This window comes from Paracoccus sp. (in: a-proteobacteria) (assembly GCF_035556475.1).
Taxonomy (GTDB): Bacteria; Pseudomonadota; Alphaproteobacteria; order Rhodobacterales; family Rhodobacteraceae; genus Paracoccus.
In genome coordinates, this window is record NZ_DATMFA010000092.1 from 1 (window position 1) to 25,134 (window position 25,134).

The 25,134-nt window shown below is 67.5% G+C and carries 22 protein-coding genes; 14 read left to right on the plus strand and 8 right to left on the minus strand.

What is annotated here, in order from left to right; translation table 11 throughout:
• A partial coding sequence (locus tag VNQ78_RS11985) for a metal ABC transporter substrate-binding protein (protein ID WP_325689984.1) occupies nt 1–419 on the minus strand: 419 nt, incomplete at its 3' end.
• 77 nt (nt 420–496) lie between these two features.
• On the opposite strand from VNQ78_RS11985, the gene VNQ78_RS11990 reads away from it, so the two are divergent.
• The 5 genes from VNQ78_RS11990 to VNQ78_RS12010 all read left to right on the plus strand — a co-directional run bounded on the left by VNQ78_RS11990 (nt 497) and on the right by VNQ78_RS12010 (nt 3,608).
• Nucleotides 497–997, plus strand: a complete 501-nt coding sequence (locus VNQ78_RS11990) for a Fur family transcriptional regulator (protein ID WP_325689986.1) — start codon at nt 497–499, stop codon at nt 995–997.
• Entirely contained in the window at nt 994–1,797 is an 804-nt protein-coding gene (locus tag VNQ78_RS11995; protein WP_325689988.1) for a metal ABC transporter ATP-binding protein, read from the plus strand. Before VNQ78_RS11990 ends, VNQ78_RS11995 begins: the two co-directional genes overlap by 4 nt.
• Before the next feature lie 3 nt (nt 1,798–1,800).
• Nucleotides 1,801–2,583 (plus strand): metal ABC transporter permease, encoded by a 783-nt coding sequence (locus VNQ78_RS12000; RefSeq protein ID WP_325689989.1) that lies wholly within the window; start codon nt 1,801–1,803, stop codon nt 2,581–2,583.
• 214 nt (nt 2,584–2,797) lie between these two features.
• Nucleotides 2,798–3,016 carry a hypothetical protein gene (locus VNQ78_RS12005; protein WP_414694062.1) on the plus strand — a complete coding sequence of 73 codons (219 nt, stop codon included), beginning with the start codon at nt 2,798–2,800 and terminating at the stop codon, nt 3,014–3,016.
• Between the two features lie 145 nt (nt 3,017–3,161).
• Nucleotides 3,162–3,608, plus strand: coding sequence for a VOC family protein (locus VNQ78_RS12010; protein ID WP_325689993.1), 447 nt, complete (start codon nt 3,162–3,164; stop codon nt 3,606–3,608).
• 96 nt (nt 3,609–3,704) lie between these two features.
• On the opposite strand, the gene VNQ78_RS12015 is transcribed toward VNQ78_RS12010, so the two are convergent.
• The 4 genes from VNQ78_RS12015 to VNQ78_RS12030 all read right to left on the minus strand — a co-directional run bounded on the left by VNQ78_RS12015 (nt 3,705) and on the right by VNQ78_RS12030 (nt 9,015).
• Nucleotides 3,705–4,358, minus strand: a complete 654-nt coding sequence (locus VNQ78_RS12015; RefSeq protein WP_325689995.1) for a YjbF family lipoprotein — start codon at nt 4,356–4,358, stop codon at nt 3,705–3,707.
• Nucleotides 4,355–6,565, minus strand: a complete 2,211-nt coding sequence (locus tag VNQ78_RS12020; protein WP_325689997.1) for a YjbH domain-containing protein — start codon at nt 6,563–6,565, stop codon at nt 4,355–4,357. Before VNQ78_RS12020 ends, VNQ78_RS12015 begins: the two co-directional genes overlap by 4 nt.
• An 83-nt stretch (nt 6,566–6,648) precedes the next feature.
• On the minus strand, nt 6,649–7,500 hold the full coding sequence (locus VNQ78_RS12025) for a hypothetical protein (protein ID WP_325689999.1): 852 nt from the start codon (nt 7,498–7,500) through the stop codon (nt 6,649–6,651).
• A 132-nt stretch (nt 7,501–7,632) separates the two neighbouring features.
• Nucleotides 7,633–9,015 (minus strand): L-serine ammonia-lyase, encoded by a 1,383-nt coding sequence (locus tag VNQ78_RS12030; protein WP_325690001.1) that lies wholly within the window; start codon nt 9,013–9,015, stop codon nt 7,633–7,635.
• 233 nt (nt 9,016–9,248) lie between these two features.
• On the opposite strand from VNQ78_RS12030, the gene dusB reads away from it, so the two are divergent.
• The 9 genes from dusB to hflX all read left to right on the plus strand — a co-directional run bounded on the left by dusB (nt 9,249) and on the right by hflX (nt 21,662).
• Complete coding sequence (gene dusB / locus VNQ78_RS12035) at nt 9,249–10,271, plus strand: tRNA dihydrouridine synthase DusB (RefSeq protein WP_325690004.1); 1,023 nt, start codon at nt 9,249–9,251, stop codon at nt 10,269–10,271.
• Nucleotides 10,268–11,434: a two-component system sensor histidine kinase NtrB gene (locus VNQ78_RS12040; protein WP_325690006.1), complete on the plus strand. Its 1,167-nt coding sequence runs from the start codon at nt 10,268–10,270 to the stop codon at nt 11,432–11,434. The genes dusB and VNQ78_RS12040 overlap by 4 nt, the downstream gene beginning before the upstream one ends.
• A gap of 8 nt (nt 11,435–11,442) precedes the next feature.
• Nucleotides 11,443–12,936, plus strand: coding sequence for a response regulator (locus VNQ78_RS12045; protein ID WP_325690008.1), 1,494 nt, complete (start codon nt 11,443–11,445; stop codon nt 12,934–12,936).
• 82 nt (nt 12,937–13,018) lie between these two features.
• Complete coding sequence (locus VNQ78_RS12050) at nt 13,019–15,277, plus strand: PAS domain-containing sensor histidine kinase (protein ID WP_325690010.1); 2,259 nt, start codon at nt 13,019–13,021, stop codon at nt 15,275–15,277.
• Complete coding sequence (locus VNQ78_RS12055; protein ID WP_325690012.1) at nt 15,274–16,662, plus strand: sigma-54 dependent transcriptional regulator; 1,389 nt, start codon at nt 15,274–15,276, stop codon at nt 16,660–16,662. The genes VNQ78_RS12050 and VNQ78_RS12055 overlap by 4 nt, the downstream gene beginning before the upstream one ends.
• A 339-nt stretch (nt 16,663–17,001) precedes the next feature.
• Nucleotides 17,002–18,378 (plus strand): Trk system potassium transporter TrkA, encoded by a 1,377-nt coding sequence (gene trkA / locus VNQ78_RS12060; protein WP_325690014.1) that lies wholly within the window; start codon nt 17,002–17,004, stop codon nt 18,376–18,378.
• 10 nt (nt 18,379–18,388) lie between these two features.
• A complete protein-coding gene (locus tag VNQ78_RS12065; protein WP_325690016.1) occupies nt 18,389–20,011 on the plus strand; it encodes a potassium transporter TrkG in 1,623 nt (540 codons plus the stop codon).
• A 109-nt stretch (nt 20,012–20,120) separates the two neighbouring features.
• Nucleotides 20,121–20,354: an RNA chaperone Hfq gene (gene hfq, locus VNQ78_RS12070; RefSeq protein WP_017999735.1), complete on the plus strand. Its 234-nt coding sequence runs from the start codon at nt 20,121–20,123 to the stop codon at nt 20,352–20,354.
• Entirely contained in the window at nt 20,355–21,662 is a 1,308-nt protein-coding gene (gene hflX / locus VNQ78_RS12075) for a GTPase HflX (RefSeq protein ID WP_325690021.1), read from the plus strand.
• Nucleotides 21,663–21,745: 83 nt separating this feature from the next.
• Here the strand turns inward: hflX and VNQ78_RS12080 are convergent, their stop codons facing one another.
• The 3 genes from VNQ78_RS12080 to VNQ78_RS12090 are packed head-to-tail and all read right to left on the minus strand — an operon-like array spanning nt 21,746 to nt 25,127.
• The gene (locus VNQ78_RS12080) at nt 21,746–22,666 is read right to left on the minus strand and encodes a carbohydrate kinase (protein ID WP_325690023.1); all 921 of its coding nucleotides are present in this window, start codon (nt 22,664–22,666) and stop codon (nt 21,746–21,748) included.
• Nucleotides 22,663–23,988 carry a zinc ribbon domain-containing protein gene (locus VNQ78_RS12085; RefSeq protein ID WP_325690025.1) on the minus strand — a complete coding sequence of 442 codons (1,326 nt, stop codon included), beginning with the start codon at nt 23,986–23,988 and terminating at the stop codon, nt 22,663–22,665. The genes VNQ78_RS12080 and VNQ78_RS12085 overlap by 4 nt, the downstream gene beginning before the upstream one ends.
• Before the next feature lie 11 nt (nt 23,989–23,999).
• A complete protein-coding gene (locus VNQ78_RS12090; protein WP_325690027.1) occupies nt 24,000–25,127 on the minus strand; it encodes an SPFH domain-containing protein in 1,128 nt (375 codons plus the stop codon).
• Nucleotides 25,128–25,134 lie beyond the last annotated feature (7 nt).

Here is a 25,134-nt window from a genome sequence, read left to right on the forward strand (position 1 = left end):
TCCTCGCCATGCTCGTGGTCGTGCTCGTGGTCATGCTCGTGGTCGTGGTCATGCGCTCCTCCCGCCTCGGCATAGGCGCGCAGATGCGTTTCGGGCTGTGCCAGCAGGGGCAGGCTGTCCTCGGGGGGCAATGCCGCCGCCGGGCGGGCAAGCCAAGGCGAAAGCTCCGGTCCGACCCAGATCAACAGGCCCGCGCCGTTCAGCGCGCGGGCCTGGCTCGGCCGCATCTGATAGCTGTGCGGGTCGCCGCCCTGATCCATCAGCACGACCGATGCGCCCAGATCGCCCATCACCTGATCGACCATCGCGCCGATGATCGGGATGTCGGCAACGACGGTCGGGACTTCAGCGCGGACAGGCAGGGCAAGCCCCAGCACGGCGGCAGAGGCGAGGAGGGTGGGGCGAAGGGGATGGGTCATGGCGGGCTCTCTTGCGGAAACGTGACTTTTATTTATGTTATACCGTAACGCGTCAAGTAGAATTGTGATAATGTAACATGGCGAAGCATTCCCCCGGTCCCGCCGATCCTTTCGACACCCATGACCACTCCCATTGCGCCGAGACCGTCCTGCGCCGCGCCGAGGAACAGGCGCAGGAGGCCGGCGTCCGCCTGACCCCGGTGCGCCGCCGCGTGCTGGAGATCCTGCTGGAATCGCACAAGGCCATGGGCGCCTATGAGGTGCTGGACCGCCTCGCGGCCGAGGGATTCGGCAAGCAGCCCCCGGTCGCCTATCGCGCGCTGGATTTTCTGGTCGAACAGGGCTTTGCCCATCGCGTGCGGCGCCTCAACGCCTATGCCGCCTGCCTTTCGGACAAGCGCGACCATGCGCCGGCCTTCCTGATCTGCCGCGGCTGCGAGCAGGTGGCCGAGGCCGAAAGCCCCGAATTGCACGCAGCGATCCTCGGCCTTGGCGCCGCGCATGACTTCACGGTCGAGCGCGGCACGGTCGAGCTTCTGGGCCTTTGCGGGCGCTGCGCGCGGGAAGGCGTGGCATGAGCGGGGCGGCCCTGATCACGGCGCGGGATCTGACGGTCGGCCATCCGGGTAGCGACCGGCCCGTCCTTTCCCATGTCGACATGCACATTGATCCGGCCGAGATCGTCACCGTGGTCGGCCCGAACGGTTCGGGCAAATCGACGCTGGTGCGCGCGCTTCTCGGCCAGATTGCTCTCGATTCGGGGCGGGTCGAGCGGCTGGGTGGGTTGCGGATCGGCTATGTGCCGCAGCGCGTCCATATCGAGCGGGCGATGCCGATGACCGTCCGCCGCTTCCTGTCGCTGCCGATCCGCGTGAGCGATGCCGAGGCCGCGCGCGTTTTGGAGCGGACCGGCGTGCCGGGGCTTGAGGGGCGCCAGATCGCGGCGCTGTCCGGCGGGCAGTTCCAGCGCGTCCTGCTGGCTCGCGCGCTGCTGAACCACCCGCAGCTTCTGGTGCTGGACGAGCCGACGCAGGGGTTGGACCAGCCCGGCATCGTCGCCTTCTACAAGCTGATCGAGGAGGTCCGGGCCGAGACCGGGGCCGCGATCCTGATGGTCAGCCACGACCTTCTGGTGGTCATGCGCGCCTCGGACCGGGTGGTCTGCCTCAACGGCCATGTCTGCTGCGAGGGGACGCCGCAGGCGGTCAGCGCCGCCCCGGCCTATCGGGCGCTCTTTGGGGCCGAGGCGCAGGGCACGCTGGCGCTTTACCGCCACCATCACGACCACGACCACGATCAGGTCGCGCAGGATGGTCACTCCCATGCCCATGTCCACGGCCCGGATTGCGGCCATGGCCACGACCATCTGCGGGGATAGACCATGCTTGACGATTTTCTGGTGCGGGCCCTGCTGGCGGGGCTGGGTCTGGTGCTGGCGACCGGCACGCTGGGCTGTTTCGTGGTCTGGCGGCGGATGGCCTATTTCGGCGACTCGACCTCGCATGCCGCGATCCTTGGCGTGGCGCTCAGCTTCGCGCTGGCCTTGCCCTTTTATGTCGGCACGCTCGCGGTCGCGGTGGCGATGGCGCTGCTGGTCGCATGGCTGACGGCGCGCGGGCAGGGGATGGATACGGTCCTTGGCGTGATCGCCCATTCCGGGCTGGCGCTGGGGCTTCTGGCGGCAAGCTTCGTGCCCTCACTGCGGGTGAACCTCGAATCCTTCCTGTTCGGCGATATCCTCGCGGTGACGCGCGCCGATCTGGTCTGGATCTGGGGCGGGGCGGCAATCGTGCTGGGGGTGCTGGTCTGGCGCTGGCAGCGGCTGGTGACGGCCTCGGTCAACGAGGAACTGGCCATGGCCTCGGGCATCAACCCCGCGCATGAGCGGCTGATCCTGTCGCTTGCGCTGGCCATTGTCGTGGCGATCGCGATTCGGATCGTGGGCGCGCTGCTGATCTCGGCCATGCTGATCATTCCGGCTGCGGCAGCCCGTGGACTCTCCAGAACGCCCGAAACGATGGCCGGTTCCGCCACTTTGATCGGAGTTCTGGCGGTTCTCGGCGGACTTTGGAGCAGTCTTGCGCTCGATACCCCCGCAGGGCCGTCGATAGTTGCGATTTCAGCCCTGTTTTATGCTTTGTCTCTAGTCTTTTATCGGAAATAATGTTGTCATGTGCTGGTTCCCGAATTGGCGGGAACCGGCCAGCCGCCATGCAGCTTGCCGCCTAGACCTACAGGTGTTGGCTAATATGCAACAGTCGAATCTGCCATGGAAACCACGTCCTTCAAGACCGCTTTCCAAGCTATTGGCAATATGCGACTGTCGCAACGATGTTGCTGGAAACGGCAGCCTTCAAAGTACTGAACGGAGCATGATCATGACCAAAGTTGCTACCTTTGCCTTGGCCCTTGGCCTGACGGCATCGTCGGCCCTTGCCGGCGGCTATGTCGCCCCCGTCGTCGATGTCGAGCCGGTCGTCGTTGACGAGAAGCCCGCGTCGACCAACGCTGGCCTCGTTGTCCCGGCTCTGCTGCTGCTCGGCGTTATCGCCGCTGTCGCTTCGGATGACGACGACGACGACGACGACACCAACTGATCTTCCTCAGGGAAGGTTGCTTAATGGGCTGGCCTAAGGGTCAGCCCATTTCCATTTGGGGGTAGTGGTGTGAGGGGGCGTCCCTGTCCCAGGCTCGGTCAGCGGGATCTGCCCTGGAAATACCTTTAAGGTATCCAGAGAACGCATGGATCAGATTGCCAGAAACAGCACGGAGTCCCGCGGGGAGGCTCCGTCCGCGGGCTTCGCGGCGATGGTGCCCGAACTCAGCGTTACCGATCTGGATCAGAGCCTCGCGTTCTGGTGCGACGTCCTCAGGTTCGAGATCGCCTACCGGCGCGAAGCGGCGGGCTTTGCCTATCTGCAACGTGGCCCGTTACAGATCATGCTTTGCAGAATGAATGGCGAGTGGGAAACCGCGTCATTGGAGCGGCCTTTGGGTCGGGGCATCAATCTGCAGATGCAGGTGGATCGCCTCGAACCTCTCGTGCAGCGCCTGACGGAGGCCGGCTGGCCGCTTTATCGGCCGCTGGAGGAGAAGCATTACCGTGTCGGCGACGGCTGGTCGATCTGCCGGGAGTTTCTTGTGCTGGATCCCGACGGGTATCTTCTTCGATTTACCGCGGATGCCTGACACGACCGGCGCAGGCCCTCGGCGGCCGGGCAGACCCTTCCGAGCCATGAAAAAAGCCCGCCAGAAGGCGGGCTTTTCCGTTCATGTCCGGCGATCTTAGGGGCGAAGTTCCTGAATGGTGACATAGCCCAGATCCGGGCCGATCCATTGGCGAGAGACGGTGATCCGCCCGCCCTGAACCAGATAGTTGTTCTGGAACTCCAGCGCGCCCTTGCGGCAGCTCTCGATCATCACGCCGGGCTTCGGGCCGCGTCCTACCGTGCAGTCGAGGGTCAGCGGGCTTTCCAGCCCGTCGCCCGTCCAGTAGCGCATGACGCGCCGCGCCTGCCCGCCCTGACCCGAGCGGATCAGCGCCGAGGATTGCGCCATCTCGGCCACCGAGAGGTCATCGCCCAGCCCGCGCGTCCCGGCGAGCATTCCGTCGCGCAGGATCAGCCCCTGCTCGTTCGCGGTCATGTAGGTGCGCTGGCCGGCATTCTGGCCGACAAGGGCCAGAACCTGCGTGGTGTTCTTGCTTTCCAGCCCGACGAGGATCAGCGGACCCTTGTTCACGCGCAGCGCGGTCGCGGCCATCTCGCTCGGATCGACCTTCTCGGTGACCTCGTCGCGGTCGCGCTGCCCGACGGTCTGTCGCGCGGCTTCGGCCAGCATGCCGGGGATCGACCCCTCTTCGCTGTCCACATTGCCGCAGGCGCCGAGCATGGCGAGAGTCGCGGCGGCCAGCATGAAACGCATCTTGGTCCCGGTCATCGCCAGAATTTCCCCCAACCTTGGTAAATTTCCCCGGACTGGCTGTCGCGGATTCTGTCATAGAGCCGGTCCTGCACGCGCAGCTTGCTGCCGCCATCGCGCGAGAGCGAGCGGATATCGCCACCGACGCGGCGCATCGAGGGCTCGCCCGTGCCCCAGGCCAGCGGGATCGAGATGCTCACGCCCTTGTCGAACGATCCCTCGCCGAAGTCCTCCGAGCTGATGTCGGTCTTGCTGGCCCAGGCGCCGACGCGCCAGCCATTGGCGAACTGGCGTTCCAGCGTGAGCGTCGCACCCTTGTCGCCGGCCAGATATTGCCCGACGTCAAGCTGGGCGCGAATGCCGTTGTCCCAGGTGTAATAGGCCGACACGAAGCCGGTCGTGACCTCATAGTCGCGGAAGCCGAAGACGTCGCGGAAGTCGCGCTTCTTCACCCGGCTGATCTCGGCCCCGAGTGCGAGGGGCGAGTTGGTGGGCCACCACAGCGCCTCTGCCGAGATGCCGCCGAAGGCGCGTTCGATCAGGCCGCCGGTGATGCGGGTATAGACCGTGGGCGTCGCCTTGGCATACCAGGCCAGCGTCAGGCGCGGGATGGTCGGACTCTTGTTGCCGGAATACATCCGGCCGTCCGAGCGCACGCGCGGCACGCCGGTCTCCTCATCGTAATCGGTATCCAGATCCTCGTATTCCTCGGGCGTCATGCCGCCGGGGCCGTCCTGCTCCATGCTGCCGAGGACGCGCTGGCGCAGGCTGCCGGCAAGGACGAGGCCGGGGGTCGGCTCGTATTCCACCCCCGCCTCGGCGCCGATCTCATAGCGGAAGGGCTCGTCCGGGTCGAAGAGGGAGGTCGAGGCGTAAGGCTTCAGCACCCAGCGGAAGCGCGGGAACATGCCTTCGGAATAGGTCAGGTTGCCCGGCCGCGGCACGGCATCGCTCAGGACCGCGACATTGGCGATCTGGCTCGCCTCGGTATTCTCGAGCCGCTCGACATCCGAACGGCGCAGCGTGACCGAGGTGGTCGGCAGCCCGTCCTCCGAGAAGGTGATGACCATGGTTTCGACCGAGGGCGGCAGCGCCCGCGTCATCAGGCGCGCCGTGCGGCCAATCGCCTCGGCATGTTGCATATAGCGGCGGTTGCGGATGCGGACCTCGGCGCGGTTGGCGTCGAGCGCCATCGACTCGAGCGTCTGGCCTTCCTTGTTCAGCGCCGTTTGCAGCGCCTTCTGGATCGCGGGCTGCGCGGTCGGATCGGCCGACCATGCGCCCGACCAGCCTTCGGGATCGGCGGCGGGCGAGGGGCGCGGCCGGACCGGCGCCGGCGCCTTCTCGATCCCCGAGGGGAACGGCGCCTGGTTCGGACCCATGGCCACGCTGAACTGCACGCCCAGCGTCTGGCCGCCCAGAAGGTAGCCGGAGACCTGGTAGTTCTGGCCGAAATTGTAGCTGGCGCCGAGGTTGATGTTGTTCTTCAGCTCATCATGGTCGCTGAGCCAGACACGACGCTCGCATTTGTCGGCGTCGCCGGTCTCGCAGGCATAATCGTCGCCGGAATATTCCGCCGTCAGCGCCAGCTTGTCGGTCGCCTGCCAGGTGGCGTTGATGAAGGGCGCGACTTCGCCCTTGAACCATTGGTCGGCATTCGGCTTGCCGCCTTCTTCCTCATCCGGGCCGGGGCGGTCGCCGAAGGGGCTGCCGATGCCGCCCGATTGCGCCAGCCGTCCCCAGCCAAGACCGGCGCTGACCCGCAGGCGCGGGTTGATGGTCTTGGTCGCGACGATGTATTCGGCGCTGTAGAAGCCCGTGCCCATGAAGTCCTGCAGGCCGATGGCCACGGCCGGGCGCCAGCCGTCGGGATCCTCGTCCAGGAACTGATAGCGCAGGTCGAAGCTGCGGTCCCAGACATAGCCCCGGCTTTCCTCGAGACTGTCGAAGCGGCCATAGCTCAGCGAGGCGGTCAGTCGCGGCAGGATCTGGAAGACCAGCGTATTGCGGCGGCCAAGATCGGAATAGCTCAGCGTCGCGCCAAGCGTCGCGTCGGGCAGCATCTCGGCCGAAGGGGTGTCGATCCCGCCGGGCAGGCCGCGGCCGTTCAGCTTGTTGCCGATCAGCGGGTCGGCTGAGGCAGCGGATGCGCCGAGGCCGAGAAGCAGGGCCGCGGGCAGCGTCGAGGCCAGCAACCGGCGGGTTAGAGTCGAATGGGCGCGCATCGGCGTGTCCTCTCAGATGGCTACCCGCGGCGCTGGCCTGCGGGCGTCAGGACCGGCACGTCGCGCGCCGGTCCGGCGATGGCTTACTCGCTCGGGGCGGGCGGCGTCGGCGGCAGAACAAGTTCGGGCGCGGGGACGGCGTGGGTGCCGGTCGTCGCCGCAGGCTCGCTTGCCGCCGGGGCGGCCGGCGTCTCGGCCGGGGCCGGGCTGGTCGTCGGAGCGGGGGTTGCGGGCGCGGTCGTCGCAGGCGCGGGGGCCGTCGTCGCGGGTGCGGGGTTGGCCGGTTCGGTGACCGCCGGGGTCGTGGTCGCCGGGGTCGTGGCGGGCGTCGTCACGGTGTCCGCGGCCGGGGTCGTCGCTGCCGCTGCCGGTTCGGCGGGCTTCGCCGCCGGTGCTGCGGGCTTCGCCGCCGTCTTGGGCTTCGGCGCGGCCGAGGAGGCCGTCACCTGCGCCTTGGGCATGGTGTCGGTCGCCACCGCGCAGCCGCTCAGGTTCTGGCTGCCAAGCCGCAGCTTGGCGGTGAAGGGCGTGCGCTGGTCGCCCGCCTTGCATTCCGCGGCCTGCACGTTCAGCGAAAAGACCGAGCCGTTCATCGTGCCGACGAATTCGACCCCGCGGGCATAGGTCATCCGGCGCACGGTCACGGCGGTCGATTTCGCCCCCGAGCGTTCGAGGACGGCGCGCTTGTCCCCGGCGGTGACGGTCCAGCCGGCGCCCGAGGCGCGGAACATCGCGGTATTCATCGTGCTCGCCTCGCCCGTGGCGACGGCGACGCCATCGGCCCCGGTCTCGATCGGCTGGTCAAGCGGCGAGACGCCGGGAGGGCCGGAATGGCCGGCCGGTTCTTCGGTCGCTGATTTCTGGAAGGGCAGCTCGCCACAAGCGGTCACGGCTACCGTCATCGACAGCACGGCAAAAGCCGAACGGAAATTCATCTGCTCTGTCCCGGTTCCTTGGAGTTTTGTTATTCCAATGGCTACAGGAACCCCCTGATTTCGGCAAGAGTCCTGAGCCGGGCAAGGCCCGCGCCGTGCCTTCCTGCGCAAAGTTTCGCGCGAAATGTGACTTCAGCAGTTCGGGACATTGACGGCAAGGCCGCCCAGCGAGGTTTCCTTGTATTTCTCGCTCATGTCCTGACCGGTCTGGCGCATGGTCTCGATCGCGGCATCGAGGGGAACGAAATGCTTGCCGTCGCCGCGCAGCGCGAGGCTGGCCGCCGAGACCGCCTTGATCGCGCCAAGCCCGTTTCTTTCGATGCAGGGCACCTGCACCAGCCCGCGCACCGGGTCGCAGGTCATGCCGAGGTGGTGCTCCAGCGCGATTTCGGCCGCGTTCTCGACCTGACCGGGCGTGCCGCCGAGGACGGCGCAAAGCCCCGCCGCCGCCATGGCGCTGGCCGAGCCGACCTCGGCCTGACAGCCGCATTCCGCCCCCGAGATCGAGGCATTGTGCTTGACCAGCCCGCCGATCGCGGCGGCGGTCAGCAGAAACTCGTCAAGCTGGCGCTCGGACGCGCCGGGAACATGGTCGAGCCAATAGCGGATCACCGCCGGCACCACGCCCGCCGCGCCATTGGTCGGCGCGGTGACGACCTGTCCTCCGGCGGCGTTTTCCTCGTTCACGGCCATGGCATAGGCCGACATCCAGTCGTTGATGACATGGGGCGCGGTCAGGTTCATGCCGCGCTCGGCCAGCAGGGCGGCATGGATCCCCGCCGCGCGGCGCCGGATCGACAGCCCGCCGGGCAGCGTGCCGCCGGTCGAGAGGCCGCGGTCCATGCAGTCGCGCATCACCTGCCAGATCCGGGCGATTCCTGCCGAAATCTCGGCATCGGTCCTGTGGACGCGCTCGTTCTCGCGCTTCATGCGGGCGATGCTCTTGCCTGATTTTTCGGCCATCTCCAGCATTTCATCCGCTTTCGCGAAGGGAAAGGGGACGCGCGGCGCGTCGTCGCTGCGGCTTTCGTCGCCACGCGCGGCAAGCTCGGCCTCGGTCAGGACGAAGCCGCCGCCGATGGAGTAATAGACCTCGCGGAAGATGACGTCGCCCTCGGCATCGGTGGCCATCAGGATCATGCCATTGGCATGGCCCGGCAGCGGGTGGTCGAAGTCGAAGACCAGATCGCGCTCGGGGTCGAAGGCCATGTCGCCCAGACCTTCGGGGGCAAGGCGGCGCGTCTCGCGGTTCAGGGCCAGCGTCGCCTCGGCCCGCTCGGCATCCAGCGTCTCGGGCAGAAAACCCGCCAGTCCGAGGATGGTGGCGCGGTCGGTCGCATGGCCCTTGCCGGTAAAGGCGAGGCTGCCATGCAGGCTGGCCCGAAGGCCGTGGGCGCGGAAAGGCTGGCGGCGCAGCGCGTCGAGAAAGCGTCCGCCCGCCACCATCGGCCCCATCGTATGCGACGAGGACGGCCCGACCCCGATCTTGAAGATGTCGAAGACAGACAGAAACATCGCGCGACCCCTTCCGGCTCTGGCTGTCTTTCAGTTAGCGCCTCGGGACGCTTCCTTCCAGTATGGCTGCGACGGCGGCCCGGCAGCGCCGCGACATTTGACGGGACGGTTTCTGCGCGATAATTGATCACTGAGCCGTTAAATTAAGCAAAAGCGGGCGGAACGCGGAAGCCCGTCGAAAAGGCAGTCGCCCTATTCTTTCGCATATCCGTCCCGCGTCATACGAGTTGCCCATGAACCTGCCCGACCCGATCCTTCTCGGAGATCTGCCGCTTGGCCCGCCCGTCTTTCTGGCGCCCATGGCGGGCATCACCGATCTGCCGTTTCGCCGCGCGGTTGCGCGCCACGGTGGGGCGGGGCTGATGGTCAGCGAGATGGTCGCCTCGACCGAGATGGTGACGCCGCGCCCCTCGACCCGGATGGCCGTCCGCGCCAAAGCGATGACCGAGGGGGTGCTGCCGGTCAGCGTCCAGATCGCCGGCCGCGAGGCCGCGGCAATGGCCGAGACCGCGCGCATCGTCGCCGGGATGGGCGCGCGGATCATCGACATCAACATGGGCTGCCCGGCCAAGAAGGTTACGGGCGGCCTGTCGGGCGCGGCCTTGATGCGCGACCTCGACCACGCGCTGGAACTGGTCGAGGCGGTGGTGGGCGCGGTCCCGGACCTGCCGGTGACGCTGAAGATGCGCCTTGGCTGGGACGAGGATTGCCTGAACGCGCCCGAGCTTGCCGCCCGCGCCGCCGCCGCCGGGATCAGGATGCTGACCGTCCATGGCCGGACGCGCGCGCAGTTCTATACCGGCAAGGCTGATTGGCACCGCATCAGGAAGGTCGCGAACCTGCCTGGCCGCCCGCCGCTGGTCGCGAATGGCGATGTGGTCGATGCGGCCTCGGCGCGGCTCGCGCTGGCGCAGTCAGGCGCCGATGCGGTCATGGTCGGGAGGGGCGCGCAGGGCGCGCCGTGGAAACTGGCCCTGATCGCGCATGAGTTGTGGGGGACGCCCGCGCCGGTCGTGCCGCGCGGCGCGGCTCTGGCCGATGCGGTGGCCGAGCATTACGAGGACATCCTGTCGCTTTACGGCACGGAACTGGGCCTGCGCGTCTCGCGCAAGCACCTTGGCTGGTATGCCGAGGCGAATGGCGCGCCGAACCGGGCCGAGCTTTTGCGCGCACCCTCGCCCGAGGCCGCGCTGGCGGCGATCCGCGCCGGTTTCACCGATGCGGCGGCATTGCAGATATCGGAGCAAGGTGAATGAGGTTCCGCATCGGGTCGACGGGCAGCAGAACGGCGACCGGGAATGGCGAGCCACAGGGGGCCTTCGTCCCGGCCGAGGTGGGGCCGAACTGGTCCGCGCTGCCCTTGCCGGCGGTGATCCTTGACCGGGAAGGGCGGGTCGCCGGCATGAACGACCTTGCCGAAGCCTTCCTGAACGTCTCGCGCCGCTCGGCCATGGGTGTCGCGCTGGAAGGGCCTGACATGCAAAAGCGCCTTCGGATCGTGCCGCCGGTGGCCGAGATCCTCGACCGCGTGCGCGAGGGGCATGAGGCGCTGAACCGCTCGGGCGTGCGCTTCGAGATCGGCGACCGCGTGGGCGGCCATGCCGACCGCGTCGCCACCATCCATGCCGGGCCGGTGCCCAGCCCCGAGGGCGGCATCGTGATGCTGATCGCGCCCAATGACGGCTCGACCCGGCTGGGGCAGGGGCGGGCGGTGCGCTCGGCCGCGCGCTCGGCCATCGGCATGTCCGAGATGCTGGCGCATGAGATCAAGAATCCACTGGCCGGCATCCGGGGCGCCGCGCAGCTGATCGGGATGAGCCTTGCGCCCGAGGATCGCGATCTTGCCGACCTGATCGTCGTGGAATCGCGCCGCATCGTCGAATTGCTGGATCAGGTCGAGCGTTTCGGCGACACCTCGGCCCCCAAGCTGACCGAAGTGAACATCCATGACGTGCTGGAGCGGGTGCGCCGCTCGGCCATGGTGGGCTTCGGCAAGGGGCTGAAGATCGTGCCCGATTACGACCCCTCGCTGCCGACCGCGCTGGCCGATAACGACCAGCTCGTGCAGGTCTGCCTGAACCTCGTCAAGAACGCCGCCGAGGCGATCCACCGCGACGGGCGCGAGACCGGGACCATCCGCATCCGCAGCTTCTATGACGGCACCCTGCGCCTTGCGCCAACCGAGGCCGAGCCGCAGGGCCGCAGCCTGCCCCTTCAGGTCGAGATCGAGGATGACGGCCCCGGCATCCCCGAAGCCATCGCCGACGAGGTGTTCGAGCCCTTCGTCTCGGGGCGCGAGAACGGCACCGGGCTGGGCCTGGCGCTGGTCTCGAAGATCATCACCGACCACGGGGCCTGGATCAATCTCGAGTCCCGGCCCGGTCGCACCGTTTTCCGCATCTCCCTTCCCAAAGCCTGAGGTTCCCCATGGACGGCACCGTTCTGATCGCTGATGACGACCGCACCATCCGCACCGTTTTGACCCAGGCCCTGACCCGCGCCGGCTGCCGGGTCCATGCCACCGGCTCGCTCGCGCAGCTTCAACGCTGGGTCGAGGAGGGGCGGGGCGATCTGGTCATCACCGATGTGATGATGCCCGATGGCAACGGCATCGACATGATCCCGGCGATCCGCAAGGCGCGGCCCGACCTGCCGGTGATCGTGATCTCGGCGCAGAATACCATCGTGACCGCGATCCGCGCGACCGAAGCCGCGGCCTTCGACTATCTGCCCAAGCCCTTCGACCTGCCCGACCTGATGCTGCGCGCGGGTCAGGCTTTGTCGCGCCGCGCCCGCAAGTCCGATGCGGCGCCGGTGGCGACCCCCTCGCCCGAGACGGGGGCCGATCCGACGCTGCCGCTGATCGGCCACGCGCCCGCGATGCAGAACCTGTTTCGCATGGTCGCCCGCGTCCTGAATGCCGACCTGCCGGTGATGATCGCGGGCGAGGCGGGGGTGGGCAAGACCGTGGTGGCGCGGTCCTTCCACGACCTCTCGGACCGGCGCGAGGCGGGGCTTGCCGTCCTGACCTCGGCCGATCTCTCCGAGGAGGCGATCCACCGCGCCAGCGAAAGGGCGAGCGGCGGGACGTTGCTGATCGAGGATCCGGCCAGTTTCGGCGCCGCCGCGCAGGCCCGGCTGATCGGGCTGATCGAGGCGTGGGAGGCCGGTCCCGGCCGCAACCAGATGCCGCGCCTCGTCTCGACCACCGGGCCGGAGCCGCAGGCGGACGTGGCCGCTGGCCTGCTGCGCGCCGACCTTTATTACCGGCTGGCGGGGGTGACGGTCACCGTGCCGCCGCTGCGCTCGCGCGTCGATGACATTCCGCCGCTGGCCCGCCACCTGCTGGCGCGCGCCGCGTCGCAAGGCCTGCCGCAGCGCGCGCTCTCCGAGGGGGCGACGGCGCTGGTGCGCTCCTATGCCTTCCCCGGCAATGTGCGCGAGCTTGAGAACCTGATGCGCCGCCTTGCCTTGACCGCCGCCGGGGCCGAGATCACCGAGGCCGAGACGCGGACCGCCCTCTCCGAGTCGATGCCGATGCCGCCGGGGGCGGGCATGGCCGCCGCGGCGCCGATCCCGATGACCCGCCCGGTGGCGGCCGCTGCGGCCCCTGCGGCAAACAGCCCCGCGCCGGGCATTCCGGCCGCGCCGGTGGCCGAGGCCAGCAATGCCCGCCTTGCCCAATCGGTCGAGATGCACCTGCAACGCTATTTCGACCTTCACGGCGACCAGCTCCCGCCGCCCGGCCTATACGACCGCATCCTGCGCGAGATCGAGAAGCCCCTGCTGGAGATCGCGCTGGACGCGACCGGCGGAAATCAGCTCAGATGTGCCGATTTACTGGGAATCAACCGCAATACGCTGCGCAAGAAGCTGACAGACCTGAATATCGAGGTGACACGGCGCCGCAAGCTGATGTAAAACGGCCACAGATGGCCGTGCCGGAGTCGCGCAGCGGCCACAGAACAGTCGCGATACAGCGACGAAGCCGTGAGGTTGGCAGGTGGCCGGAACGCTCTCCAGGGGCACATGGGAACGCGTCGCAAGATTGCGGCGCAAGCGCCTTGTCAGGAATGTCTCCACGCTCGGCCTTGCCGTTCTCGGTCCGCTCCTCGCCGCACTGACCTTTGCGGTCATGGGGCCGTTTGCGCATGTCGTTCCGGGCGGAACGCTGCTCCGGCTCGTGCTGCTGGCCGACCTCATCTATGTCATCCTGCTGACCGGCCTTGTCGCCGCCCGCATGACCCGGATCGTGGCCGAGCGGCGCAATTCGGCGGCGGGCTCGCGTCTGCATATGCGCCTTGTCGGCGTATTCGCGACCGTGGCGCTGGTCCCGACGGTGCTTGTCGCGCTCTTTGCGGGCCTGACCGTCAGCATCGGCCTCGAAGGCTGGTTCTCCAGCCGGGTCCAGCAGGTGGTCAGCAGTTCGCTCTCTGCCGCCGAGGCCTATCAGGACGAACACCGGCGCGACCTCACCAATGACGCGAAGCTGCTGGCCGGTGCGTTGACGCAGGCGGCGCGTCAGAACCCGATGCTGGATGACGGGCAGCTGCGGCTGCTTCTGGGGCAGGGGCAGGCGCTGATCCAGCGCGGCCTGCGCGAGGCCTATGTGGTCGACGGCCGCGGCACCATCCGCGCGCGGGGCGAGCGCAGCTATCAGTTCTGGTATGAACAGCCCTCGCCGCAGGAATTCGACGAGGCGCAGGCGCAGGGCCTCGTGCTGATCCAGGACTGGCAGAACAACGAATTTCGCGCCCTCGTCCCGCTGACGCCGCTCGCGGACCGCTATCTCTATGTCACCCGCGACGTGGACGGGAAGCTTCTGGGCCTGCTGGACGAGACAAGGCAGAGCGTCGGCGAATACCAGTTGCTCGAGCAGGAGCGCGGGCGGGTGCTGCTGAACTTCTCGCTCTTCTATCTCGGCTTCGCGCTGCTGCTGATCGCCGGGGCGATGTGGCTGGGCCTGTGGTTCGCCGACCGGCTTTCGCGCCCGATCGGACGGCTGGCCGAGGCATCCGAGCAGGTCGGCAAGGGCAATCTCGACCTCCAGATCCCCGAGCCCGATACCGGGGACGAGATCCAGACCCTCGGGCAAAGCTTCAACCGCATGACCCGCCAGCTCAAGACGCAGCGCGAGGAACTGGTCGAGAGCTATCGCGCGGCCGATGACCAGCGGCGGCTTTTCGACTCGGTCCTCTCCTCGGTCACGGCCGGGGTGATCGGGCTTGATGCGGCGGGCGAGATCGACTTCCTGAACCGCTCGGCCAGCCGGCTTCTCGGGCTTGACCCGATGAATGCGCATGACCGGCTGCTGTCCGAGGCGGTGCCGGAATTCGCGCCGCTGTTCGAAAAGCTCGCTCAATCGGTCAATGAAAGCGTGCAGGACGAGATCCGCCTGAACCGCGACGGCCGGGTCGAGAGCCTGCTGGTCCGCATGGCGATCCGCCGCGGCGCGGCCGGCGGGCTGGAAGGCTATGTCGTGGCGCTTGATGACGTGACCGACCTCGTCTCGGCGCAGCGCATGGCGGCATGGGGCGATGTCGCGCGCCGCGTCGCGCATGAGATCAAGAACCCCCTGACCCCGATCCAGCTTTCGGCCGAGCGGCTCAAGCGCAAATTCGCCCCGATCGCCGGCGAGGACCGCGAGGTGCTTGAGCAATATACCGAGGTCATCATCCGCCAGACGAACGACCTGCGCCGGATCGTCGACGAATTCTCGCGTTTTGCCCGGATGCCCGAGCCGGACCGCAAGGAAACCGATCTCGCGAAGCTGTTGCGCGACAGCGAGCTGATGCAGCGCGACGCCCTGCAGGGCGCGCTCGTCTCGCGCATCCCCGAGGAACCGGTGATCGTCGATGCGGATGCCGGGATGATGCGGCAGGTCTTTACCAACCTCTTGAAGAATGCAGGCGAGGCACTGGACGAATTGCGCGCCGATCCGCCCGCGGACTGGCGGCCGAGGGTCGATGTCGAGATGGATGCCGCGCCCGACGCGGTGACGATCCGCATCATCGACAACGGCCCCGGCCTGCCCGAGGACCGCTCGCGGCTCTTCGAGCCCTATGTGACCATGAAGAAGGGCGGCACCGGGTTGGGGCTGCCCATCGTCAAGAAGATCGTGGAGGAGCATGGCGGCCGTTTCAGCCTGACGGACGCCCCCGGCCATCAAGGCGCGATGGCCGAGATCAGGCTCCCCCGCGAAAGACAGCCCGTGCGCCTCACGGCGCGGCGCCAGAAACAAGAGCAGGACCACGTGAAATGACTGACATTCTCATCGTTGACGACGAAAAGGACATTCGCGAACTGATCTCGGACATTCTGCGGGACGAGGGTTACGCGACCCGTCTGGCCGCCAATTCGGATCAGGCAGTCGCGGAACTGAACCTGGCCGAACCCGCGCTGATGATCCTCGACATCTGGCTGAAGGACAGCAAGATGGACGGGATCGACATCCTGAAGCAGGTCAAGCGCAACAATCCCGACGTGCCCGTGGTGATCATCTCGGGGCATGGCAATATCGAGATCGCGGTCGCCGCGATCAAGCAGGGCGCCTATGACTTCATCGAGAAGCCCTTCAACATCGACCAGCTTCTGGTGGTGATCCGCCGCGCGATGGAAACCGCGCGCCTGAGGCGCGAGAACAGCACGCTCCGCCGGGGCGAGGCACGCGCGACCGAGATGCTGGGCCACTCCGCCGCCTTCCGCCGCCTGCGCGAGCAACTCGACAAGGTGTCGAAATCGAACGGCCGGGTCATGCTCTCGGGCGAGCCGGGGGCCGGCAAGGAAATGGCCGCGCGCTATATCCACGCCCACAGCCCGCGCGCCCGGGCGCCCTTCATCCCGGTGCCCTGCGCCACGATCGAACCCGAGCGCATGGAGGAGGTGCTTTTCGGCCGCGAAACCGCCGAGCGCGGGGTCGAGCCGGGCCTTCTCGAACAGGCGCATGGCGGCGTGGTCTATTTCGACGAGGTCGCGGACATGCCGCTCGGGACCCAGACCAAGATCCTGCGCGTGCTGACCGAACAGCAGTTCCAGCGCGCCGGCGGAACCGACAAGGTCCGGGTCGATCTGCGGGTCATCTCCTCGACCAATCGCGACCTTGGCGTCGAGATCGGCGCCGGCCGCTTCCGCCAGGAACTCTTCGATCGCCTGAATGTGGTGCCGGTCGCGGTTCCCTCGCTGGCCGAGCGGCGCGACGACATCCTGACCCTCGCCGAGCATTTCATCGAGCAGTTCCACAACCATCAGGGCCTGCCCCAGCGCGAACTGGCCGAGGAGACGCTGGCGGCGCTGCAGGCCATGTCCTGGCCCGGCAATATCCGCCAGCTCCGCAACGTGATCGAACGCGTGCTGATCCTCGGCGACGGCGCGGGCCCGATCTTGCCCTCGGAACTGGAAAGTCAGGGGGCGAGCAACGGCTCGGGCGATGCGCTGGCGCTCGGCCCGCAGATCACCAGCCTCGCTCTGCGCGAGGCGCGCGAGCTTTTCGAGCGCGAATACCTGATCGCGCAGATCAACCGCTTCGGCGGCAATATCAGCCGCACCGCGCAATTCGTCGGCATGGAGCGCTCGGCCCTGCATCGCAAGCTCAAGTCCCTGGGCGTCGTCGGCGGGATGCGGGTCGAGGAGGAGTTGATCGGGAAATAACTGCGCGGGGGTCGCTGCGTCTTTTTTGAGTATTTGTGGAACGAAGAAGCCGAAGCTGCGCGCCCCGGCCACCCCCGCTGTTCAGGCAGGACAGGTTTTGGCCAAATGACCGGGGCGACTTCTCCGTTCGCGGTCATCGGCTCTCCAGCCTGTACCGCCCGGGCAGGCTAATCGGGAAAGACTAAGAGACGCTTAACGGCTTCTTCGTTCCCCAAATACTCATGCGGCGGTTCCACCGATGCTGCGGGTGGCCGGTTTTGCCCCGGTGTTTTCGCTGTATCGGTCGCAAGCTCGCCGCGTTAGGATCGCGCTTCACGAAGGGCATGAACCGGGGCCGAGATGAAGATCATCATTTGCGGGGCAGGGCAGGTTGGCTGGCACGTCGCGCGGCATCTGGCCGGAGAGCGCAACGACGTCACCATCATCGACACCAATGCCGAGCTGATCCGCCGCGCGACCGACGCGCTGGACGTGCAGGGCGTCACCGGCTTTGCGAGTCATCCCGATGTGCTGGAGCGCGCCGGCGCGAGGGATGCCGACCTGATCATCGCCGCGACCTATTCGGATGAGGTCAACATGGTGACGTGCCAGGTCGCGCATTCCGTCTTTCAGGTGCCGCGCACGATCGCTCGGCTGCGCTCCTCGGCCTATCTCGATGCGATCTGGTCCGATCTCTACCGCACCGACCACCTGCCGATCGACGTGGTGATCAGCCCCGAACGCGAGGTGGCCCAGGCGGCGTTGCAGCGGCTCTGGGCGCCTTCGACCTTCGATGCCGAGACCTTCCTGAACGGGCGGTTGCAGCTCCTCGGGATCTCGCTCGAGCCGGACAGCCCGGTCCTGAATACTTCGCTCAGGCAGTTGAACGAGATGTTCTCGAGCCTCAGCGTCATCGTCGCGGGCGTCCGGCGCAAGGGCAAGCTTTTCGCGCCCGAGCCGGGGGACCAGCTTTTCGAGGGCGATCAGATCTATGTCTTCACGCTTGCCGAGGACGTGCCCCGCACGCTCGAGGTCTTTGGCAAGCCGGCCGACAAGCAGGACAGCGTGCTGATCATCGGCGCGGGCAATGTCGGGCTGGCCGTGGCGCAGGCGCTGGAGGCCAGGCCCGAGCGCATCCGCGTCAAGGTGATCGAGCGCGACCGCGCGCGGGCCGAGGATGCAGCGGATTCGCTCAACCGCACCATCGTCCTCAATGGCGACGGCCTCTCGGCCGAGTTGCTGGAGGAGGCGGCGGTCGCGCGCGCGAGTGCCGTCCTTGCCGTCACCGAGGACGACAAGACCAATATCCTTGCCGCCGTCAGGGCCAAGCAGGCCGGCGCGAAGCTGGCGATCTCGCTCGTCAACGATCCGACGCTGATGTCGCTGATGGAGCCTTTGGACATCGACGCCTTCATCAACCCGCGTGCCAGCACCGTCTCGACCATTCTGCGCCATATCCGGCACGGGCGGGTGCGCGACATCTATTCCGTCGGCGATGCCGAGGCCGAGGTGATCGAGGCGCAGGTGCTTTCGACCTCGACCATTGCCGGGCGGCCCCTGCGCGATGTCGGGTTTCCCGAAGGGGCGCTGCTGGGCGCGGTGATGAAGGGAGATCGGGTGGTCAAGCCCTCGGGCGACCTGCGCATCGAGGAGGGCGATCTGGTGGTGATCTTCGCCCTCGCCAAGGACGTCCCCGAGGTCGAGCGCCTGTTGCAGGTCTCGATCGACTTCTTCTGAGGCGGCGGCGATGTCTGTGCTGATGCGGCTGCCGTTGATGGTGATCCTGGCAGGGGCGGTCTCGCTCGCCATGATCGTGCCGGGGCTTTATGCGCATGTGCTGGACCAGCATCACCTCGGCTCGGCCTTCCTGAGTTGCGGGGGTATCTTCCTGATCCTGACCGCGCTTGTCGGCATCGCGACCGCGGACCGGCCGCGGGCGGAGATTGCGCGCCGCGTGCTTCTGACCATGCTGGGGGCGATGCTGCTGCTGCCGGCGATGATGGCGGTGCCCTTTCTGTTGGCGGTGCCCGATACCGGTTTCTTCAACGCCTGGTGGGAGATGATCTCCTGCCTGACCACCACCGGGGCGACGCTTTATGCCGCAGACCTGCTGCCCGCGCCTTTGCATCTGTGGCGGGCGATGGTCGGCTGGATGGGCGGGCTGTTCATGCTGGTGGCGGCGGTAGCGCTGCTGGCCCCGCTGCATGTCGGCGGGTTCGAGATCCTGGCATCGCCCTATGGCCGGGACGAGCATTTCGAGCGGCTGCCGCGCTCGGCCGGCGGGCGCCGGGTCGTGACGCATCTCTCGGCCCCGGTGTTTCGCACCGAGATGGCGGATCCCGCGAGCCGGTTCATCCGCTCGTTCCGCGAGGTCTTTCCGATCTATCTGGGGCTGACGCTCGCCATGTGGGCCTTGCTGATGATCTTTGGCGAGACGGGGCTGGTCGCGCTCTGCCATGCGATGGGCACGCTTTCGACCAGCGGCATCAGCCCGGTCGACGGCCCCGCCGCGCAGGCGAGTGGCCTGGGCGGCGAGTTCGTGATCTTCCTGTTCCTGATCCCCGCGCTCTCGCGCCGCTTCTGGCCCGGAGGGGCGGAGTTGCGGGCCTCGGAGAGCTGGGCGGGCGACCCGGAACTGCGCCTTGCCGGGATCGTGGTCGGGGCCGTCGCGGTCGTGCTGTTCCTGCGCCATTTCATCGGTGCGCTCGATGTTTCGACCGGGGGCGCGCGCGGGATGTTTGAGGATTTCGGCAGCGCCGTCTCGGCCGCCTGGGGCGGGCTTTTCAGCGCGCTGAGCTATCTGACCACGACCGGCTGGAATTCGATCGCCTGGCAGGGGGCGCGGAACTGGTCGGGGCTGACATCGCCGGGCCTGATGCTCGCGGGCCTTGCCATCATGGGCGGCGGGGTCGCGACCACGGCGGGCGGGGTCAAGCTTTTGCGGGTCTATGCCCTTGCCCGCCACAGCGAGCGCGAGCTGGAAAAGATCGTCCACCCCGCATCCGTCGGCGGTGGCGGGCTGATCGCGCGAAGGTTGCGCCGCGAGGGCGCCTATCTGGCCTTCATCTTCTTCATGCTCTTCGCGACCTCGCTTGCGGCAATCGTCATGCTGATCTCGCTCCAGCAGATCGAGTTCGACAGCGCGACGATCCTGTCGATCGCTGCCTTGACGAATACCGGACCGCTGGCCGGGGTGATCCCGCTGAACCCGACCTTTCTTGGTTCGGCCGGGGTTGCGGGCGCGCCATGGCAGGGCTGGGCGGGACTGCCCGGCCTGACCAAGGCGGTGTTGGGCGGCGCGATGATCGTCGGGCGGATCGAGACGCTGGCGCTTCTGGCGCTGCTCTCGCCGGAATATTGGCGAAGGTAGCGCCGGATTGCGAACTTGCAACGCCCTGGCGCGTTGTCGGAACGCGTGCTTGCAAGCGCCGAAAGCCTCGCCTAAGTCTAAAACCCAGCGATAAGAACAAGGTGCTCCAATGGCCGGTGATAAACAGAATCTCCAGGATGCTTTTCTGAACCATGTCCGCAAGGGCAAGGTTCCGGTGACCATCTTCCTTATCAATGGCGTCAAACTGCAGGGTGTGATCACCTGGTTCGACAATTTCTGCGTGCTGCTGCGCCGCGACGGCCAGTCGCAACTGGTCTATAAGCACGCGATCTCGACCATCATGCCGGGGCAGCCGATCAGCCTCTACGACGGCGAGGACTGATTGGCCGAACCGACCGAAACCCGCGAACGTCCCACGCGCGCCTATGTGATCCACCCGGATCTGGGAAATTCGCGGACGCGCCGGTCCCCTGATCTGGCTCTGGAGGAGGCGGTGGCGCTGGCCCATGCGCTGCCCGCGATCGAGGTCGTGGGCGCCGAGGTCGCGAAGCTGCGCAATCCCGATGCGGGCATGCTGTTTTCCAAGGGCAAGCGCGAGGAGATCGGCCAGCACCTGAAGGCCGCCGCCGAGGGCGAGGGGGCGGAGCTGGTGCTGATCGACGGGCCGGTCACGCCGGTCCAGCAGCGCAATCTGGAAAAGGACTGGGGGGTCAAGATCCTTGACCGGACCGGGCTGATCCTCGAGATTTTCGCCGACCGTGCCCAGACCCGCGAGGGCGTGTTGCAGGTTGAGCTGGCCGCGCTCGCCTATCAGCGGACGCGGCTGGTGCGGGCCTGGACCCACCTCGAGCGCCAGCGGGGCGGGCTGGGATTCGTCGGCGGTCCGGGCGAGACCCAGATCGAGGCCGACCGCCGCGCCATCGACGAGCAGGTGGTTCGCCTGCGCCGCCAGCTTGAGCGTGTGGTCAAGACGCGCGAGCTGCATCGCAAGGCGCGCGCCAAGGTGCCCTATCCGATTGTCGCGCTGGTCGGCTATACCAACGCGGGAAAATCCACATTGTTCAACAAGCTGACCGGGGCCGAGGTCATGGCCGCCGACCAGCTTTTCGCGACGCTCGACCCGACCATGCGGCAGATGGTGCTGCCGGGCGGGCGGCGGGTGATCCTGTCGGATACCGTGGGGTTCATCAGCGAATTGCCCCATGAGCTGGTCGCGGCCTTCCGCGCCACGCTGGAGGAGGTGCTGGCCGCCGACCTGATCCTGCATGTCCGCGACATCAGCCATCCCGAAACCGAGGAACAGGCGGGCGATGTGGGCGAGATCCTCGAAAGCCTCGGCGTCGAGGATGACGTGCCGCTGATCGAGGTCTGGAACAAGATCGACGCGCTTTCGCCGGAGATCCGCGACGCGCTGCGCCGCACCGATGCGCGGACCGAGGGCGTGCAGGCGATCAGCGCGCTTTCGGGCGAGGGGCTGGACGATCTGCTGGCCGCCGTCGAGGCGCGGCTTGCCGAGGCGCTGGACGAGCCGCGCGAGGAGGCCGTGCTTCGGCTTGGGCTGGAGGATGGCCGCCGTCGGGCATGGCTGCATCAGCAGGGCATCGTTCAGGGCGAGGAGATTGACGAGCAGGGCGCGCGGATCACCGTGCGCTGGACCGGGCGCCAGCGGGCCATGTTCGAGGCGATCTGACCTATCGGCGGCGGGCGCGATATTTGCGCCGCCGCGATGGGTATTTGAAAAACGGTGAAAATCAAAAGGGAGCGCCCCGGCCGTCAGGCGGGGAGTGCTGCGAGTTCATGTGCCCAGGGCGGGTTCGCGCCGGGACGCGAGACGGTGATCGCGGCCGTGCGGGTTCCCATGGCGAGCGCGGCGGCGAGTTGGTCCGGTGTCAGCCGGGCAAGGCCCTCGCGGCTGAGCGCGCCGCTTTGATGGAGCGAGGCAAGGACGCCGGCGTTGAAGGTATCGCCCGCGCCGATCGTATCCGCAACCTCGACCCTGAGCGCCGGGGCGCTGACCGGGGCGTCCCGCCAATGCGCGGTCGCGCCCTCGGCCCCGCCGGTCTGGAACACGGCGCGGACGCCGTGGGAGAGGTAATGCGCCGCCGCCTCGGCGAAGGTTTTGCCGGGCATCAGCCATTCGAGATCGTCGGCCGAGAGCTTCAGGAGGTCGGCCTTGCCGATCAGCCGGTCGAGCCGGGCGCGATAGGCTTCGGGATCGGCGATGAAGAAGGGGCGGATATTCGGGTCGATCATCACCGGGACACGGTTCCGCAGCCGGTCGACCAGCGCCTCGACCGCGGCGCCGCAGGGGTCGGGGACGAGGCTGATGCCGCCGATGAAGAGGGCCGAGACGGTATCGGGGATCCGGGGCAGGTCGGCGGGCGCGAGCATCCGGCCGGCCGAGCCCTCGTCATAGAAGGAATAGCGCGCCTCGCCCCCGGTCAGCGTGACAAAGGCGAGGGTGGTCGGCCGGTCCGAGCGCGGGCAGAGGCCGGTATCGACCCCGGCCTCGGCCAGCGGGCGCAGGAGCATCTCTCCGAACGGGTCGCGCGAGATCGGCCAGAGATAGGCCGAGGGCACGCCGAGGCGGCCGAGCGCGATCGCGGTATTATAGACCGCGCCGCCCACGAGGGGGCGGAAGGCCCCGCCCTCGGGCACCATGTCGATGAGGGATTCCCCCGCGCAGAGGATCATGCGACTTCTCCCTTTGCTGGATCCGCCGGGCCGCCGGGTGGATCGCCATTCTGGCCTTGATAGAGCCTTGCATCGGTGGTGTGAACAGCTTCCACGGCATTGAGGGAGCCGAGGCGGATCTTTCCGCCCTCGTTCAGCCACAGGAGCGCCGCGGCGAGGGCAAGGGCGAGGATCGCGGCGAATGCGATTTTCCAGACCGACCACGGCCGCTCGCCCTGGACGCGGCCCGACTGGCCGTTGACGACGAAGCGGTAGCTTTTGCCGCCATAGCGATAGGCGGCGGTCCAGACCGGCAGCAGGATATGCTTGAAGGTCTCGGCCTCATGCCGGGTCTGGATCGAGCCGATCTGCTGTTCATTGCCGCCGATCGCGCGGCGCACGTCCATGGCGATGACCCCCGCCATCTCCTGCCGGGCGATGTCATGGCCGGCGGCGAGGGGGATCGTATAGCCCTCGGCCAGAAAGCCCGCGAGGTATCCGGGCTGGTAGGGCACGAGATGCGAGAGATCCCAAGGCGTCAGCGCATCGGTGATCCGGCGCGGCAGAGAACTGGCGGCAAGGACCAGCACATCGTTGAAATCGCGCGCGACCTGTCCTGAAACCGGGGTCCAGCGGGTGCGCCGGACCTGCTGGGCGACGCGCTGGCTGCGGCCGTTCACCTGCTGCGTGACCCAGACGGTTTCGTAATACCAGTCGCCCCGCGCGCCGGAATAGGCCGAGCGGGTCGCGGCGTCGAAGGTCCAGAAGGGCGAGTAGATCCCGCTCATCTTGCGGCCGCGGCGGGCATAGGCGGTCAGGCCCGAGGGCGCGAACCAGAGGTTGCCGAGCCAGCTTTCCAGCGCGGCCTTGGCCTGATCCTCGGTGATGACGAAGGGCAGGACGCCCTGCGGCTTCAAGAGCCGCGTGGTGCCGGTATCGGTCACGACGGCGGTTGCGCAGAAAGGGCAGGTCGAGGCGTGGCTGCCGGTCGTCACCTCGATCTTCGCGCCGCAATTCGGGCAGGAGAGCGTGCGCACGCTTTCGGTCAGGTCGCTGCCCTGATCGCGGCGCAGGCCCTGTTCAAGCGGCAGTTCCTGCAGGCCCGGCGCCTTGTGGCTGGCGTCCCATTGCAGCGCGCGCCCGGTCGCCGGGTCGCGCAGGATGGCCTGATCGCCCCATGGCCCGTCCTGAACCTGACGGCTGGGCGCGCGGGCGGGGCCGGGGCCGATTTCCTGCTCATGCCCGCAATAGGGACAGGTGAGGCGTTGCTGTCCGGGCGAGAATTCGAGGCTCGCGCCGCAATTCTCGCAAGGATAGCGGTATTCGGAGGGAGGGGTCGGCATCGAACCTGCGCTTAGCCGTCCTGCTTGGGAAGGGGCGGCGGCGGAGGCGGCGCGATGGTGAAGAGCTGGGCAAGCTCGTTCACCTCCTCGGCGGGTTTCCAGCCTTCCTGTCCGGGGGTCCAGACCAGCGTGTCACGGCTGAATTTCCCCTCGCGCACGAGGCGGCCAAGATGGGCGCGGCCATATGGCCCGTCGGCCTCGCCATTGACGGCGATGTGCCAGACCGTCTCGGGGTGGAGCGGGGGCGGGGCCTGCGGGGCAGGGGCGGCGGGCACGGCGCCCCATGGACCGCGCTGCATTCCCGCCATGGCCGCGCTCATGCCGGCGCCAAGCCCTGCGCCAAGGCCCGCGCCCATGCCGCCGGGCTGGTTCGAGGCGTTGAGCATCGCCTCGGACGCGGCATATTGGCCGAAGCGGTTCAGGTCGCCCACGATCCCCATGGAGGTGCGCTTGTCGAGCATCTTCTCGACCTCGTCGGGCAGGCTGATATTCTCGACATAGAATTCGGGAATGGTCAGGCCATATTCGGCGACCGTGGGGCTGATCGCCTTGGCGACCATCTTGCCGAACTCGGCAGTGTTCGCCGCCATGTCGAGGACCGGAATGCCCGAGGCCGCGATCATGCGCGAAAATTCCTGCACGATGATATTGCGCAGCTGGAAGCTGATCTCGTCCTTGGTGAACTCGCCATCCGTGCCGACGATCTCGGTCATGAAGCGGCCGGGATCGGTCACGCGCATGGAGTAGGTGCCGAAGGCGCGGATGCGGACCGGGCCGAATTCCGGGTCGCGCGCGATGACCGGGTTCCGGGTGCCCCATTTCAGGTCGTTGAAGCGCGTGGTGTTGACGAAATAAATCTCGGACTTGAAGGGCGAGCGGAAGCCGTGGTCCCAATGCTGGAGCCGGGTCAGGATCGGCAGGTTGTTGGTTTCCAGCATATAGAGGCCGGGGGCAAACACGTCGGCAAGCTGGCCCTCATGGATGAAGACCGCGGCCTGCCCCTCGCGCACGGTCAGCTTGGCGCCGTATTTGATCGCGCGGCCCACGGTGGGGAAGCGATAGACCATGGTGTCGCGGGTGTCGTCGGTCCATTCGATGATCTCGATGAACTCGCCGCCGAGGATGTTCAGCAGAGACATGACCTTC